Here is a 15,933-nt window from a genome sequence, read left to right on the forward strand (position 1 = left end):
GAGACAAAAGGGGAGAAATTGAATGAAAAAGTCTTTGACGGTACGTGATATTGTTATTGCTGGTGTGCTGGGTGCGGTGGCGATTCTTTTAGGGGTTACACGACTGGGCTATATTCCTGTTCCAACCGCAGCAGGAAATGCTACGATCATGCATATTCCTGCGATTATTGGCGGCATTATGCAAGGACCGGTTGTCGGTCTAATTGTAGGGGCAATTTTTGGTATCTCTTCCTTCCTCAATGCAACAGTCCCATTATTTAAGGATCCATTGGTGGCCATTTTACCACGATTATTTATTGGGGTTGTAGCGTGGCTTGTGTATGTGGGAATCCGCCGTAAAAGTGAATACGTTGCAGTGGGAGCTGCCGCATTTATCGGGACATTGGCGAATACTGTACTTGTATTAACGATGGCTGTCATCCGCCATTATTTAACCGCAGGAGTAGCCTGGACAGTAGGAATAACAAACGGAATTCCTGAAGCGATTGTCGGAACAATTGTTACACTAGCGGTTGTATTAGCGTGGAAACAAATTGGCAAGAACAAGAAATCAAAAATTTCTCAGGATTTATAAGTTATGCATAATCAAATCACGGATGTACCGGGAGTAAAAGTAGGGAACATGGAAAATAAACAGGCGTTGACAGGTTGTACAGCAATTCTATTTGAAGGCGGTGCGGTTGCCGGAGTCGATGTAAGAGGATCAGCTCCCGGAACCCGGGAAACAGATCTATTAAATCCGGTTAATTTAGTAGATAACGTGCATGCCATTTGCTTAAGCGGTGGCAGTGCCTTTGGTTTGGATGCCGCCTCTGGCATCATGCAATTTTTAGAGGAACACGAGATTGGTCTGGATGTTGGTGTTGCAAAGGTGCCCATTGTCCCGGCTGCTGTCCTTTTTGACCTTCCTCACGGGGATCCGAAGGTTCGGCCTGATAAACAAATGGGCTATGAGGCAGCTCAAGCAGCAACCACTGAGAAATTCACAACCGGAAATGTTGGGGCCGGTTGTGGAGCTACCGTTGGAAAATTTGCTGGTTCATCCTTTTGCATGAAGGGCGGTCTAGGCAGTGCATCTATCCGATTAGAAAATGGTGTGGTGATTGGAGCCATCGTTGCAGTAAATTCGGGAGGAGATGTCCGCAATCCTGCTACAGGAGAAATTTTAGCAGGACCCTTTGTGAACGGCACGATCCTTGATAGTGTTGAACTGCTGATTAAAAACTATAAGCCAACGATTCCAACCGGTTCGAATACAACCATTGGTGTGGTTGCGGTTAACGCAGATTTGACTAAGGCGGAGGCCACAAAGGTGGCGCAGATGGCCCAGGATGGATACGCCAGAACGATTTATCCTGCTCATACCATGTATGACGGGGATACCGTCTTTGCTGTAGCGACTGGAGGAGCAAAGATTCCTGTAGATGTTATTGGCGGGCTGGCGGCAAAGGTGATGGAAAGGGCGATTATCGATGCGGTTAAATCCGCTGAAAGTATTGGAGGAATTATCGCTCACAAAGATTTACCTAAAAATCAATAATACGGAGGGGTTACAGTTGACTGTTTATAATTATGTGGATGATCAGGAAGTTGTACATTTGACTCAAGCTCTTGTTCGAATTCCAAGTGTTTACCGTCCGAACGACCCAAAGGCAAATGAAAGCAGAGCGGCACAGTATGTATATAATTATTTAAAGGGCTTAGGGCTTGAGGTCTACATCGAAGAAGTTGTCAAGGGGCGCCCCAACGTAATTGGCATTCTTGATTCGGGCAGACCTGGAAAAACGATTCTTTTTGAAGGGCATACCGATGTAGTGACAGAGGGAGACCGGGATGCCTGGAGCTATGATCCCTTTGGAGCTGTCATTGAAGGCGGAAGAATGTTTGGCAGGGGGACAAATGACACAAAAGGGAACCTATCTGCTGCGATTGCAGCGGTCCATGCGATTAAAAGAAGTAAAGTGAAATGGAATGGAAAAATTATCTTATGTGTCCCTTGCGATGAGGAAGGCATGATGATTGGCATTAAGCATTTCATTAAACGAGGCTGGGCGCAAGGTGTGGACGGTGCCATTATTTGCGAACCGGAGGAAAATCAAATCTGCATCACACAAAAAGGAGCGATGAGAGCAGTAATCCGTACTTTTGGAAAAATGGCGCATGGTGCCATGCCGCTTGCTGGAATCAATCCTAATACGAGAATGGCGCAGATTATTTGTGAACTCATGGCACTCGAGGAGCAAGAGAAACATCGAGTCGGTCAGCACCAATATTTAGGGCTTCCGAGTATTACACCGACGATTATTTTAGGCCCTGAAAAAGGCGAGCCGCAAATCAATGTCATTCCCGACCAATGTTATAGTACCCTTGATATTCGTACAGTTCCTGGACAGGATCATGATCAACTTCAGGTTGACATGGAGAATATTTTGGCGCGGCTTGGTTCCAAGGATCAGGATTTTAAGGCTACAATAGAGGTAATTGAAAGCCGGCCGTGGACAGAAACGAATTTGGAGGAACCGATTGTAAGGGCTAGTGTGGAATCCTTCCGTTCCGTTGCCGGGAAGAAGCCCATTTATAATGGCGTTCCTGGTGCCACAGACGGCACATTCCTTCATTTGGCGGGGATTCCGATTGTTACCACAGGCGCTGGCGATCGTCATATCCCTCATCAAATCAATGAATATATTGATGTAGCAGAATTGGTTGAAGCTTCGAGAATTTATGCCCAGACAGCGATGCTGTTTTTGAATGAGTAACTCATCATGCTCATAGATTGATATATTAATAAAAAAATGGGGTAGCCGGTAGGGGCTATCCCATTTTTTTAAGATTGGCCATATCATCTTCTCACCTAATCAGATAATATAATAAACTAAGAACTTTCATGTGAGCTAAAATGATTGCTTTTCATTAGGAAGAATTTTAATAGAGTTGGTGATTCATTTTGAATGAAGCGAAACAATATGTTTGGTACGCGAGCTATGGATCAAATCTAAACACTAAACGATTTCTATGTTATATCAAAGGGGGAAGTCCTCAAGGGTCTACTAGAGTGGAGACAGGTTGTAGAGACAGTTCCCTGCCAATTGGTGAGTCGGCTTTTACCATACCTTATCCTCTTTATTTCGCAAAAAAGGCAGCAGGCTGGGGCTCCCAGGGTGTTGCATTTATCAGTTTAAACCAAGACTCCTCTAACATTACCTATAGCAAGAAATACCTTGTCACGACTGAACAATTTTTGGATATCGTAAGCCAAGAAAACGGTGGAATCGGATTTGATATAGATTTAAACGAAGTAATCGAGAAAGGTTCAAGTATCTTCCGTTCATCTTGGTACGGGAATATTGTTTATCTTGGCGAAGATAAGGGGTATCCAATATTTACTTTTACCGCACCGTGGAATCTTGATGAAGTGGAATGTAAGAAACCTTCCCATGCCTATTTAACCACCATTATAAAGGGTCTGCGTAGTGACTATTCAAATGAGGAAATCTACGATTATTTAAGAAATAAACCGGGGATAAAGGGTAATTATAGTGATGAGGAATTAGCGAGTGTTGTTTTGAAATAAGTCAAGGTGTCTGGCATCAATTTACTTTTAAGTATATTTTTTTATGGCTATACTTTTAATTATTATCACAAAGGAAAAATAGTTTTAAACAGTGAGGGAGCAGGATGAGTAAAAAAGTAAACCGAGTTGGATATGAATTAAATGCAAACGGGATTAAGTCTTTGTCAGATGATGAAATCAAACTGATTTTGCGGGGAGCAGACGATTTAATTATGAGCGGCGGTCGATCATTGCTTGCCAAAATTCTTGCAGGTTCGAAGGATAAAAAGCTTTTAGAACTAGAATTAGATGGAAGCCCCGTATACGGTTCTTTTAAAGGTGTTTCACAAAAGGACATACTTGCAAAGATTGATTGGATGATCTTAAACGGTTATTTAGAAATTGAATATAATTACAGGCTTCCAGTGCTTGTCTTTACCGATATAGGCTGGGAAATTGAACGAGAAACCTATGCAAATGAATTATTAGAAAAGCTAATGGTGTCTGCTGAAAATCAAACTTTTGAATTTGTCGAAGATTTAAAAGATCGAAACCGTGGTATGATTCTATTATTATTAGATAAAATTGCGGAATCCGGTAATAAAGAATTAATCATAATCTTGAAAGCCTGGCAAGAAATTGAGTATAAAAAGGTCAGAACAAGGATTCAAGAAGTTATCGATATATTGGAAAATGCTGATGGCGACATTAAAAGAACAGCAACCCAAGAATTGATCTCCTTTTCAGCCAATAAAAAATGGCTTTCCATCCCTGAAGAAATTCGTAAAAAACTTGAGAGAAATGTGTTTTGTTCGAATTGTTGCGATGTCGTTCAAATTGTAAATTATAGTGTCAAAGATTCACCACCAGGATTCGCATTGGAAGGCAAATGTAAAAAATGCGGCGGTGATGTGGCAAGATTTATTGAATAGAGAAAAATGTGGTGCCTGACCACTGATGCTTTAAAGCTTTAAAGTGGCGGGGGTCAGGCACCACAAAAGGGGAAATAGATCGAGTGATTAGTAAAATGGAACATGTAGCAATAATTGTTAAGGATATGGATCGGTCGATTCAGTTTTACTCCGAAATTTTTGGGTTTAAGGTTCGTCTACGAGGGAGTAATCCCAATCGGGAAATGGCTTTTATTTATCTGGAATCACAGCCGGATATGGAGATTGAATTGATCCGGGATATCAAGTTTCTAGGAGAATATAGTGAAAATGGAATCGTCAATCATCTTGCCTTCACGGTAACGAATATTGATGAGGAGATTCGGTATTTAAAGGAAAAAGAAATTGAGTTTTCTTCAGATGATGTTAAACCAACGCTTGAAGGCGGTCGGATGATATTGTTCCGTGGCCCGGATGAAGAACTGTTGCAGCTTGTTGAGCGTATGAAATAGATTTTTTAATAAGAGGGGCCAGGTCATCTATTGCTCGCTCCTCTTTTATTTTTTCGGTTCGCAGATAAATGAATCAGGAAAAGGGGGGCTGACCTAGTGAAGTAAAGCGTTAATGCACCGGGGGTCAGACCCTAAATTTTATTTTTTTAGATTGTGTTCAACACAAATTTTTTCGAGCAATGCCCGGCATCCTTCGGTGACAAGCTGATAGGTTTCCTGGAAGTTTCCGGTGTAGTAAGGGTCTGGGACGTCCTTTTTGTGCTCTGTTAAGTCGAGTAGACGAAGGATTTTTGGATGATTTGGTTGACCAGTGATCTCAAAGATGTTGCTGAGGTTACTTTCGTCCATCCCTACTATGTAGTCAAACTGAAAAAAATTTTCTTTTGTGAGTTGGCGTCCTACGAGTCCCTCTGAAGAGATGTTGTATTCTTGTAATATCTTTAGAGTTCCTCTATGTGGAGGGGAGCCAATGTGCCAGGAACTGGTAGCAGCGGAATCTACCTCAATTTTATCGGTCATATTTTCCATCTTTAATAATTTCCGAAATACCGCTTCTGCCATCGGAGATCGGCAAATATTTCCGAGGCAGACAAATAATACATTTATCATAAATCGAACTCCTTTTTGCATTATCATCATTAGTTTACATACTTCCCAATTTTTCAAAAAAAAAAGAACCCAATTGGGTCCAAAAAAATATAATAGGCAAGGTGTAAGAAAAATAATGGCAATCACGTTATTCAGAGTCTTTATCTGACGTTGATGGATCCATTTCCGTTGATGGATTTATGAGAATGCCATTAATTTCCTCATTTAATATATCTCTGAAGACAAAGGCCGCTACTTCATTAAAGTTATTATAGAGGTCAGATATGTCGTCGTTAAAAAATTGAATGACACTCTTTGTGAAAACAGGATACACCGAGTTTGTGCCCGGAGCAAAAACTTTTTCTTCAGCGAATTTAAAATAGCGGTTCGTAGCTAATGCATCTTTGTATAAATCGACAAGACCTTCAGCTGTAAAAGTACGTCCATACGGTCTGACAATGGATTTATCATAAATCACAATTAAGTTTACCACGATATTCCCCATTTCCTTTTGCAGGTTGAGAATGGTAGCTAATGCACGAGCTTTTTTCCGATTGTCGACAATGATAGGGATTAAATATCCTGCACCTTCTGGAAATTCAATTAAATTTAGCACCTCGACAGAAGGATCATTTCCAATAGAGCTTTTAACTTCGTTAAAATAAGTAAATTGGGGGGGACTTAATTGAGGCAAATCTGATTGTGTCATTTGTATTCCTCCTTTTCATTCATTCGTATAGTATGAGAAGTGATTGTTTCTGAAACGGACAAATAACTATTTTGAAGAAATTTTATCGTTATTTCTTCCTTAGGTACAAATGTGGAGCCAGTCCGATGGCGGAGTTACGCATAACTTCACCATCGGACTGGCTCCAAGATTTTAATCTTTTCGGTAATGGGCACATTAATGGTAATCCCAATAATAACATCTTAAAAAAATTCTTTATTGCATTTAAAAATATACTGTGCTAATCTGAATGTGTAATCGGTTACATATAAGAGGTGAAACATAAATGGCTACAATACGAGATGTCGCAAAAAAAGCTGGAGTATCTGTAGCGACGGTTTCAAGAGCTTTAAATGATAAAGGTTATATCCATGAAGATACGAGAAAGCTTGTAGAGAAAGCAATTCAAGAATTAAATTATAAACCAAATGAAGTTGCCCGGTCTCTTTATAAGAAAAAATCCAGATTAATTGGCTTATTGCTTCCAGACATTCGAAATCCGTTCTTTCCCGAGCTTGCACGCGGGGTAGAGGACGAGATGCAGGAACATGGTTTACGGCTGATTATTGGAAACGCTGATGAAAAGCCGAAGAAAGAAATTGATTATATAGACACCTTTAAACAAAATAATGTAATCGGTATCATATCCGCAACCAACCAGACCGAAACGAGTCATTATGAAAATTTAGATTTTCCAGTCGTATTTCTTGACCGGACAGCTAATGAACATCCATCCGTTTATGCAGATGGCTTGGCTGGCGGAAAAATGGCCGCACAGGAAATGATTAGAAGGGGAAGCAAGGTGATTACGTTGCTTCGTGGACCGATTGAATTAAGGACAGCACAAGACCGGTTTAAAGGAGCAATCAATGAGCTTTGCAACTATAATGTTGATTTTAATGTGATGACGACTGCGTCTTTTACCTTTGATGATGCTGAAAAAATAGCAAAAGAATTATTTGAAAAATATCCGGAAACAGACGGAGTGATTGCCAGTAACGATCTTGGCGCAGCCGCTATACTGCATGAGGCGTTAAGAAGAGGCATTTCCGTTCCGGACGAACTGCAAATTATTGGTTATGATGACATCCCACTCAGCAGCTTATTGTATCCGGCTTTGTCGACGATTCGTCAGCCGGCCTATGATATGGGAAGAAAGGCAGCAAAACTTTTAATACAAGTTATAGATGAAGAAAAAATTGAACAAAAAAATATTCAAATGCCTGTTACATTTATTGAAAGGCAAACAACAAGAAAGGTTGAAGGCAATGGCTAAAATTACTGTAATTGGAAGTTCATCGATGGATTTAGTGGTTACGGCCCCAAGACGGCCTAATAAGGGTGAAACGATTCTTGGTGAATCATTTAAAACTGTGCCTGGTGGGAAAGGGGCCAACCAGGCAGTGGCCGCTGCAAGATTAGGGGCAGAGGTGCATATGGTTGGATGTATTGGCGGAGACGCCTTCGGAAAATCTATTCTCGATAATTTTAAAGAAAATGGTGTTTTTACCTCTTATGTGGAACCGGTTACACATTCTGAAAGCGGAACTGCTCATATTACTCTTGCCGATGGCGATAACAGTATTATTGTCGTTAAGGGAGCGAACAATTATGTAACACCTGATTTTGTGGAAAAAGCTCTCGATGTAATTCGTAATTCAAATATTGTTTTGATTCAGCAAGAGATTCCTGAAGAAACGGTTGAATATGTAAGCGGAAAATGCAATGAATTCGGTGTTCCTCTAATGCTGAATCCTGCACCGGCACGGCCAATCAGTAAGGATGTTATTGAGAAGGCTGCCTATATTACACCGAATGAATCAGAGGCTTCGATTCTTTTTGAAAATCAGAACCTTCATTCGGTATTAATGCAATATCCAAACAAATTGTTCATTACAGAAGGTAAAAATGGCGTTCGTTTCCACAACGGTGAAGAAGAAGTGGTGGTTCCATCCTACACCGTAGAGGCGGTTGATACCACAGGTGCAGGTGACACATTTAATGCTGCCCTTGCTGTTGCACTCGCAGAAGGTAAGAGTTTTATAGAAAGTGTCCAATTTGCCAATCGCGCAGCTTCCCTTTCTGTTACTAAATTTGGTGCGCAGGGCGGTATGCCAACAAGAAAAGCAGTAGAGGAGAGTTTGTAACATGAAACGCCATGGAATTTTAAACAGTCATATTTCCAAGGTTTTAACCGACCTCGGCCATACTGATTTTATTGTCATAGCCGATGCCGGATTACCAATTCCCGAAGGTGTAACAAAAATTGATTTAGCGATTAAAGCTGGGTTGCCATCGTTTAAGGAAGTTACCGATGCAGTTGCCGATGACATGGTGATTGAAAAATGTATCATCGCTACTGAAATCGAAGAAGGCAATCTGGAAATGGAGCAATATTTAAAAAGAAAATTTGCAGATATTGAAACGGCAAAGGTTTCGCATGAAGAGTTTAAGCAATTAACCAAAGAGGCGAAAGCCATTATCCGTACAGGGGAAGTTACCCCATATGCCAATTGTATTTTACAATCAGGAGTATTTTTTTAAAAGATAAGATCGGGCTGGACTTTCAAGATTTGTCCTTCTTCGTAGCTTTTCCAAATCGATTGAGGTGATATAAATGCGCATTTCGATGCAGAACATCTATAAAGCATTTGGTACCAATCAAGTTTTAACAGGTGTTGATTTTGAATTATTGGACGGGGAAGTCCACGCATTAATGGGCGAAAATGGTGCAGGTAAATCCACGATGATGAATGTACTGACAGGACTTCATAATCGTGACCAAGGCACCATCACCATTGACGGCAAGGAAACCTATTTTAAAAACCCGAAAGAAGCAGAGCAAAACGGGATTACCTTTATCCATCAGGAACTAAATATTTGGCCGGATATGACCGTTTTAGAAAATTTATTTATCGGCAAAGAACTGAAGTCCCCGCTTGGTTTATTAAAAATAAAAGAAATGAAAGCGTTAGCTAAACAACAGTTTGACCGATTATCAGTGACGATTCCTTTGGATAAAGAGGCAGGCAGCTGTTCAGTAGGAGAGCAGCAAATGATTGAAATCGCTAAGGCGTTAATGACGGATGCCAAGGTCATTATCATGGACGAACCAACGGCTGCCTTGACAGAAAGAGAAATCAGCAAGCTTTTTGACGTGATTGCTTCTTTGAAACAACAAGGAGTATCTATTGTCTATATTTCTCATCGCATGGAAGAAATCCTTGCCATCTGTGATCGGATTACTGTCATGCGCGATGGGAAGACCGTTGATACAAAAGCAATTCCTGATACTAATTTTGATGAAGTCGTGCGCAAAATGGTCGGAAGGGAATTAACAGACAGGTTTCCAAAAAGAACGTCAAAGCTTGGTGAGACGGTACTTGAAGTAAAAGGGTTAACAAAAAATGGTGTATTCCGCAATGTGAATTTTTCCGTTCGGTCAGGGGAAATCGTTGGGGTTTCTGGATTAATGGGAGCGGGAAGAACGGAAATTATGCGCGCAATCTTTGGACTGGATTCTTTTAACAGCGGCGAAATTTGGCTGAATGGAAAGAAAACAACCATTAAAACACCTAATCAAGCCGTGAAATCGGGCATTGGTTTTATCACGGAAGACCGGAAAGATGAGGGGCTAATTTTAGATTTTTCTATCAAAGAAAATATGGTTCTTCCCTCATTATATAGTTTTGCTCCAAAAGGCATTATTAAAGAGAAAAACGAAGAAGACTTTGTGAATATGTTAATCAAACGGCTAACCGTTAAAACGGAATCGGCAGATATTGCGGTTGGAAGTTTATCAGGAGGAAATCAGCAAAAAGTGGTCATTGCAAAATGGGTTGGCATTGGTCCCAAGGTATTGATTTTGGATGAACCAACAAGAGGGGTAGATGTGGGTGCGAAAAGAGAAATCTATCAGCTGATGAATGAATTGACGGACAGGGGAGTCGCGATCATCATGGTTTCATCCGAGCTTCCGGAGATTCTGGGAATGAGCGACCGAATTCTCGTGATTCATGAAGGAAAAATAAGCGGTGAATTGAAAAGTGATGAAGCAACCCAGGAAAAAATTATGACATTGGCAACGGGAGGTCAGTGAGATGAACGCAATCAATGAAGGGACAAAAGCTGGCAAGGCAAATTTTATGAATACGATTACGCAGAAACTTGGACCGCTTCTCGGACTTATTATTTTAATTGTGATTGTTTCCATATTAAATCCAAGTTTTCTAGAACCTTTAAATATACTAAACTTATTGCGCCAAGTGGCCATCAATGCGTTAATCGCATTCGGTATGACCTTTGTTATTTTAACAGGAGGAATTGATTTATCAGTCGGAGCGATTCTAGCCCTATCGAGTGCTTTAACGGCAGGTATGATTGTATCGGGTCTTGATCCGATCTTAGCGATTATTGTCGGCTGTATTTTTGGCGGAATCATGGGAATGGTCAATGGACTCTTGATTATAAAAGGAAAAATGGCTCCATTCATTGCCACATTGGCGACCATGACAGCCTTTAGAGGTTTGACACTTGTTTATACAAAAGGAAACCCAATCACAGGGTTAGGCGATAATTATTTATTCCAGTTATTTGGCCGTGGTTATTTTCTAGGAATTCCTGTACCAGCGATTACGATGATTGTAACGTTTGTACTATTATATATTGTTCTTCATAAAACCCCATTTGGCCGAAAAACCTATGCCATCGGCGGAAATGAAAAGGCCGCGCTAATTTCGGGTATTAAAGTACCAAATGTGAAGCTGATTATTTACGGTCTTTCCGGTTTACTTGCTGCATTAGCAGGATCAATTTTAACATCACGATTGAATTCGGCCCAGCCGACAGCTGGTACTTCCTATGAACTCGATGCCATCGCGGCAGTTGTATTAGGCGGGACAAGCCTTTCAGGAGGGAAAGGAAGAATTTTTGGAACGCTGATCGGTGCATTAATAATCGGTACGTTAAACAATGGTTTAAATCTTCTTGGTGTATCTTCATTCTATCAACAAGTAGTAAAAGGGATTGTAATCATCATTGCTGTATTACTTGATCGGAAGAAATCAGCATAAGGAGAGAATTTTCGATGAAAAAATTAGTTGTACTTTTGATGTCACTATCACTCTTGCTTTTAGGCGCCTGTTCGATGCAGCCGCCCTCATGGGCAAAGCCGGTGAAAAAGGAAAATTTAAAAGATGTGAAGATTGGCCTATCCGTTTCCACCTTAAACAATCCGTTTTTCGTTTCTTTAAAAAATGGTGTCCAAAAAGAAGCGAAAGCATTAGGAATGGAAGTAAAAGTTGTTGATGCACAAAATGATTCTGCAAAGCAAATAAATGATGTAGAAGATTTAATCCAGCAGGGGGTTGACGTTTTGTTGATTAACCCAACAGATTCAGCTGCGATTTCAACAGCAGTTCAATCCGCAAACAATATAGGAATTCCGGTCATCACACTTGACCGTTCGGCCGATAAAGGAAAAGTTGCCGCATTAGTTGCTTCCGATAATATCAAGGGCGGAGAAATGGCAGGAAATTATATTGTGAAAAAGCTTGGGGAGAAGGCAAAGGTTGCCGAACTTGAGGGTGTACCAGGTGCCTCCGCCACACGTGAACGAGGAAAAGGTTTCCATAATATTGCCGATCAGAAATTGAATGTAGTCGAGAAACAATCGGCTGATTTCGACCGGACCAAGGGATTAAACGTAATGGAAAATTTACTTCAAGCTAATCCGGATATTCAAGCAGTCTTTGCCCATAATGATGAAATGGCATTGGGGGCCATTGAAGCGATCAATAGCTCCGGTAAAGAAATCATGGTCATTGGCTTTGATGGAAATGATGATGCTCTGAAAGCTATTAAAGCTGGAAAAATGGAAGCAACTGTTGCTCAGCAGCCAGAATTAATCGGCAAACTTGCTGTTGATGCCGGCAGAGATGTGGTTCAAGGTAAAAAGGTTGCCAAAAATATTCCGGCACCATTAAAACTTGTGACAAAGAAATAAGTAAGTTCGTCTTAAAAAGACCTGTTCCTGAAATGAGGGAACGGGTCTTTTTAAATTCCCATAAGGAAAAACGTATAAAGACGTAGTTTTGAGATTATATATAAATATATTTTGATAGTTTTAAATGAAATTTTTTGTATAATTACAAGAAACAGGATATTTTTTAAAACAGAAAATAAACTAGAGGGAATGTTTTCGATGTATAAGGAATTAGACTATGATGCGGATGCATGTTATCAGCAAGCTGAAGAGAAGGCTGCACAATATTTTCAATCACTGTTTTCCCAGGTTCAGCAAAAGACCTTTGTCTCTGTTTTAACAAAAGACATTCATTCCTGGAAACATAATCATATTCATCGCTATCCATTCCTCTCTTTTTTCTCAAGTGAAAAGAAAAAAATTGGATACTACAATTATATTCAATGGCTGGATTATGCAGGGAAATTAGATCATTATTTAGATCGAAGTATCTCTTATATTTTTATGCGAGACCTGGGCAAATCCTTGGATTCCCCTGATACACAAACGAGGATTCGTCAGGTAGTGGACAACTTAAAAAATTACTTGAGGCAGCCGATCAAAACGGAAACGTTTAGTATGTCGGGAATGTATCGGTGGGGTCAGAAGGAAAGTATTGAATCTACGATAATCTGGTTGATAAACAAACTAAAAACAGTAGCTGCAATCATTCCAAAGGGGATGGAAGCGGACCATGCCCAGCGAAAATTGATAAAGATCATTGGCGGGGTCGTTATGCATGTGACGGAAGAAATGGACAAGGAGATTTCACCAGAAGAACGTGCCCAGAAACTGGATGAAGCGATACGGCTTGGGTATTCCTATGGACTGACCTATCCTTTCATTGACGATCTTCTCGATGCCAAAGTTTTAAGCGATGAAGAGAAAAAACAATATTCCAATCTAATACGAACCACCCTTATTACTGGGACTGTCCCGGAATTGGGGGATTGGGCTTCTGCAAATGAGGACTTGATACGTCCGATTCATTCAGAACTTCGGGAAGCTTTTGAGTATATTAAGACCCATCAACGGCTCGCGACACGTAAGAATTTTTTTGAGCAATCCTATGTATTTTTTCATGCTCAGGAAGTGGACCGTGAAAAGAAACTATCGAATCCAAACTATTCCAATGAAGAACTTTATCTTCCCATCATATTAAAATCTTCTTTTTCCCGATTGATTGCCCGGTCCGTGATCGGTGCACCAGAAAATGAAGGCTTTGACAGTCGAACGTTTTATTACGGTATTTATAACCAACTGGCAGATGATTTTGCCGATATGTTTGATGATTGGATAGAGGGGGCGGTAACTCCCTATACCTATTATTTGAAATATCATGAACAGCGCAATGATTTGATCAATCCCTTCGAGTTATACTGGACGGTTATCGCCAATTTGATCCATAATGTGTATCATTCCGATTCTAAAACCTGCGAGGTAATTCTTGATCGTGCGATCAATGGCTTGAAGCGATTTAATGAACGAATGGGAGTTGAAAAATACAATGATGTGATGAAGTTGTTTGCTTCAGGTATTCCGAAATTCAATGGTCTGATTCAAAAAATGGTTCGAAAAGCAGATGATGTTGATTTCTTTGATAAGCTGCTTCGAGATCATATGATTACTATTTTAAAAAATGAACGGAAAGAGCAGGAGGAATTTTCTAATACCATTGAAAGTGTACGCGAGCAGATGAATCGACTTTTACCAATTCCTAAAGTCGAAATTGAGGATTCGATCATCGATGCTGCAAATTACAGTTTGGAGGGTGATGGAAAGCGATTACGACCGATTATTACGTGGGTCATGGGTGTTAACGCCTATGGATTCAATCCGAAAGTCATGGTTCCGCTGTTGAGATCATTGGAATATATGCACACAGCCTCCCTTATTTTTGATGATTTGCCATCCCAGGATAATGCGTCAACCCGGAGGGGGCGTTCAAGCCTTCACAAGAAGTATAATATTGCGATCGCAGAATTAACAGGACTTTTTCTGACTCAGAAGGCTACGGAAGAACAAGCTTCTCTCGACCAGTTTGATGCGAAAACGGTGCTGAAGTTGATTCAATATTCTTCGCGAGTGACTGAGGTGATGTGTATGGGGCAGGCAATGGACTTAGAATCCAAAGGGAAACCAATGACTCTGACACAATTAAATACGATGTGTTTTAATAAAACGGGGATCGCTTTTGAAGCCTCTCTCATCATGCCTGCGATTCTTGCCCAGGTTGAGGAGGTTGAAATAGCAGCCTTGAAAAAGTTTGCCCGCCATGCTGGCATTGCATTTCAGATTAAGGATGACCTTTTGGATGTGGAAGGGGATCGGGGTTTACTAGGAAAACCTGTCGGAAAAGATGCTGAAAACAATAGCTCAACTTTTGTGTCGATCCTTGGTCTGGAGGGTGCTCGCAAAGCGATGTGGGATCATTACTGTATAGCAATCGAGGCGCTGAAAGAGGTCCCGCGAAATACCACTTTTTTGAAGCATTTATTGAATTATTTGGTGAACCGGGAACGTTAATTTGGTAAAAACAGAGAAGAACTCTTGAATGAGGTCGTGGAAGGAAAAGATTTGTTGTTAAAGGCATGCAAAGTGTCTTTCAAAGGACCTTGAAGACCAAATATGGTCTTTTTTTTCTTGAAATTTATGGTATTATATATTTAGATAATTAACTAAATATTAAAGGAGGGACTAAGATGAACGAAGTTTTTAAGGCATTAGCCGATCCGAATAGAAGAAAAATCCTTGATTTGTTGAAGGAGCAGGATTTAACAGCTGGAGAAATTGCTGATCAATTCGAAATGAGTAAGCCCTCCATCAGCAACCATTTAAAAATTCTAAAATCAGCTGGATTAGTCCTTGATGAAAAAAAAGGACAGTTTGTTCTTTACTCATTAAACTCCACAATTTTACAGGATGTCATCAAATGGCTCTTAGATAAAAAAAGCTAAAGGGGAGAACCACCGTGAGAAAAAATAAGCTTTATTATGGTACGCTCGGAATTTCGATTATTACCTTTCTAGTTAATATTTTGGTCTATTCGAAACTGCCGGAAAAAGTGCCTGTTCACTGGGGAATTAATGGCGAAGTCAATCGCTTTGGTTCAAGGTTAGAACTTGTCGGCCTCGGTGCATTGCCCGTCGTTATGTTCTTTTTTCTAAATTATTTACCAGCGATTGATCCGAAAAAGGAATCCTATAAAATGCATAAAACTGCTTACTCGATAATCAATCTTGTCATTATCCTTTTTTTATCTTGTATAAACCTAATCGCCATCGCGAGTGCGCTAGGTTATCATGTGCCAATGCAAAAGGTGGTGCCAATGCTTTTGGGAATTCTTTTCATTGTACTTGGTAATTACATGGTACAAATTCGCCACAACTACTTTGTCGGCTTTCGAAATCCTTGGACTCTTGCGTCGGAATATGTGTGGAAAAAGACGCATAGATTTGGTGGATATGTATTGGTCATGATCGGTCTTATATCTATTGTAGCTAGTTTCCTTGGTACGATCGGTATGCAACTGTTTTTCGCAGCATTAGTCATAGGAGTTGTGGGTATTTACCTTTATTCCTATCTGTTATTCAAAAAGAATTCATAGCAAAGAATATCGGTATATTGGATTTGCATAGGTG

General features: G+C 40.3%; 17 protein-coding genes. 15 read left to right on the top strand and 2 right to left on the bottom strand.

Features of this window, described 5'->3' with window-relative positions; translation table 11 throughout:
- The first annotated feature begins 22 nt into the window (after positions 1-22).
- From J2Y67_RS10730 to J2Y67_RS10755, 6 genes are all read left to right on the top strand, one after another.
- The gene (locus tag J2Y67_RS10730) at positions 23-574 is read left to right on the top strand and encodes an ECF transporter S component (RefSeq protein WP_310173740.1); all 552 of its coding nucleotides are present in this window, start codon (positions 23-25) and stop codon (positions 572-574) included.
- Positions 575-577: 3 nt separating this feature from the next.
- On the top strand, positions 578-1,540 hold the full coding sequence (locus tag J2Y67_RS10735; RefSeq protein WP_310173742.1) for a P1 family peptidase: 963 nt from the start codon (positions 578-580) through the stop codon (positions 1,538-1,540).
- The gene (locus tag J2Y67_RS10740) at positions 1,473-2,759 is read left to right on the top strand and encodes a M20 family metallopeptidase (RefSeq protein WP_310173744.1); all 1,287 of its coding nucleotides are present in this window, start codon (positions 1,473-1,475) and stop codon (positions 2,757-2,759) included. The genes J2Y67_RS10735 and J2Y67_RS10740 overlap by 68 nt, the downstream gene beginning before the upstream one ends.
- Before the next feature lie 296 nt (positions 2,760-3,055).
- Positions 3,056-3,574 (top strand): hypothetical protein, encoded by a 519-nt coding sequence (locus tag J2Y67_RS10745; protein ID WP_310173747.1) that lies wholly within the window; start codon positions 3,056-3,058, stop codon positions 3,572-3,574.
- Positions 3,575-3,678: 104 nt separating this feature from the next.
- The gene (locus J2Y67_RS10750; RefSeq protein WP_310173749.1) at positions 3,679-4,485 is read left to right on the top strand and encodes an RQC-minor-1 family DNA-binding protein; all 807 of its coding nucleotides are present in this window, start codon (positions 3,679-3,681) and stop codon (positions 4,483-4,485) included.
- Between the two features lie 83 nt (positions 4,486-4,568).
- Positions 4,569-4,955, top strand: a complete 387-nt coding sequence (locus tag J2Y67_RS10755; protein WP_310173752.1) for a VOC family protein — start codon at positions 4,569-4,571, stop codon at positions 4,953-4,955.
- A gap of 138 nt (positions 4,956-5,093) precedes the next feature.
- On the opposite strand, the gene J2Y67_RS10760 is transcribed toward J2Y67_RS10755, so the two are convergent.
- Positions 5,094-5,564 carry a low molecular weight protein-tyrosine-phosphatase gene (locus J2Y67_RS10760; protein WP_310173754.1) on the bottom strand — a complete coding sequence of 157 codons (471 nt, stop codon included), beginning with the start codon at positions 5,562-5,564 and terminating at the stop codon, positions 5,094-5,096.
- Between the two features lie 127 nt (positions 5,565-5,691).
- Entirely contained in the window at positions 5,692-6,252 is a 561-nt protein-coding gene (locus tag J2Y67_RS10765) for a hypothetical protein (RefSeq protein WP_310173757.1), read from the bottom strand.
- A 304-nt stretch (positions 6,253-6,556) separates the two neighbouring features.
- Between J2Y67_RS10765 and J2Y67_RS10770 the strand changes: the two genes are divergently transcribed.
- The 9 genes from J2Y67_RS10770 to J2Y67_RS10810 all read left to right on the top strand — a co-directional run bounded on the left by J2Y67_RS10770 (position 6,557) and on the right by J2Y67_RS10810 (position 15,899).
- Positions 6,557-7,546: a LacI family DNA-binding transcriptional regulator gene (locus J2Y67_RS10770; protein ID WP_310173759.1), complete on the top strand. Its 990-nt coding sequence runs from the start codon at positions 6,557-6,559 to the stop codon at positions 7,544-7,546.
- The gene (gene rbsK, locus J2Y67_RS10775; protein ID WP_310173761.1) at positions 7,539-8,417 is read left to right on the top strand and encodes a ribokinase; all 879 of its coding nucleotides are present in this window, start codon (positions 7,539-7,541) and stop codon (positions 8,415-8,417) included. Before J2Y67_RS10770 ends, rbsK begins: the two co-directional genes overlap by 8 nt.
- Before the next feature lies 1 nt (position 8,418).
- On the top strand, positions 8,419-8,814 hold the full coding sequence (gene rbsD / locus J2Y67_RS10780) for a D-ribose pyranase (protein WP_310173764.1): 396 nt from the start codon (positions 8,419-8,421) through the stop codon (positions 8,812-8,814).
- Between the two features lie 73 nt (positions 8,815-8,887).
- Positions 8,888-10,369: a sugar ABC transporter ATP-binding protein gene (locus tag J2Y67_RS10785; RefSeq protein ID WP_310173767.1), complete on the top strand. Its 1,482-nt coding sequence runs from the start codon at positions 8,888-8,890 to the stop codon at positions 10,367-10,369.
- 46 nt (positions 10,370-10,415) lie between these two features.
- Positions 10,416-11,342 (top strand): ribose ABC transporter permease RbsC, encoded by a 927-nt coding sequence (gene rbsC / locus J2Y67_RS10790; protein WP_310173979.1) that lies wholly within the window; start codon positions 10,416-10,418, stop codon positions 11,340-11,342.
- Between the two features lie 14 nt (positions 11,343-11,356).
- On the top strand, positions 11,357-12,274 hold the full coding sequence (gene rbsB, locus J2Y67_RS10795; protein ID WP_310173770.1) for a ribose ABC transporter substrate-binding protein RbsB: 918 nt from the start codon (positions 11,357-11,359) through the stop codon (positions 12,272-12,274).
- Between the two features lie 198 nt (positions 12,275-12,472).
- Positions 12,473-14,818 carry a polyprenyl synthetase family protein gene (locus J2Y67_RS10800; RefSeq protein WP_396954066.1) on the top strand — a complete coding sequence of 782 codons (2,346 nt, stop codon included), beginning with the start codon at positions 12,473-12,475 and terminating at the stop codon, positions 14,816-14,818.
- A gap of 176 nt (positions 14,819-14,994) precedes the next feature.
- Positions 14,995-15,249: an autorepressor SdpR family transcription factor gene (locus tag J2Y67_RS10805; RefSeq protein WP_310173775.1), complete on the top strand. Its 255-nt coding sequence runs from the start codon at positions 14,995-14,997 to the stop codon at positions 15,247-15,249.
- Positions 15,250-15,263: 14 nt separating this feature from the next.
- Complete coding sequence (locus tag J2Y67_RS10810) at positions 15,264-15,899, top strand: SdpI family protein (RefSeq protein WP_310173777.1); 636 nt, start codon at positions 15,264-15,266, stop codon at positions 15,897-15,899.
- Positions 15,900-15,933 lie beyond the last annotated feature (34 nt).

Origin of the sequence: Neobacillus niacini, assembly GCF_031456445.1 — a bacterium.
Taxonomy (GTDB): domain Bacteria; phylum Bacillota; class Bacilli; order Bacillales; family Cytobacillaceae; genus Neobacillus; species Neobacillus niacini_I.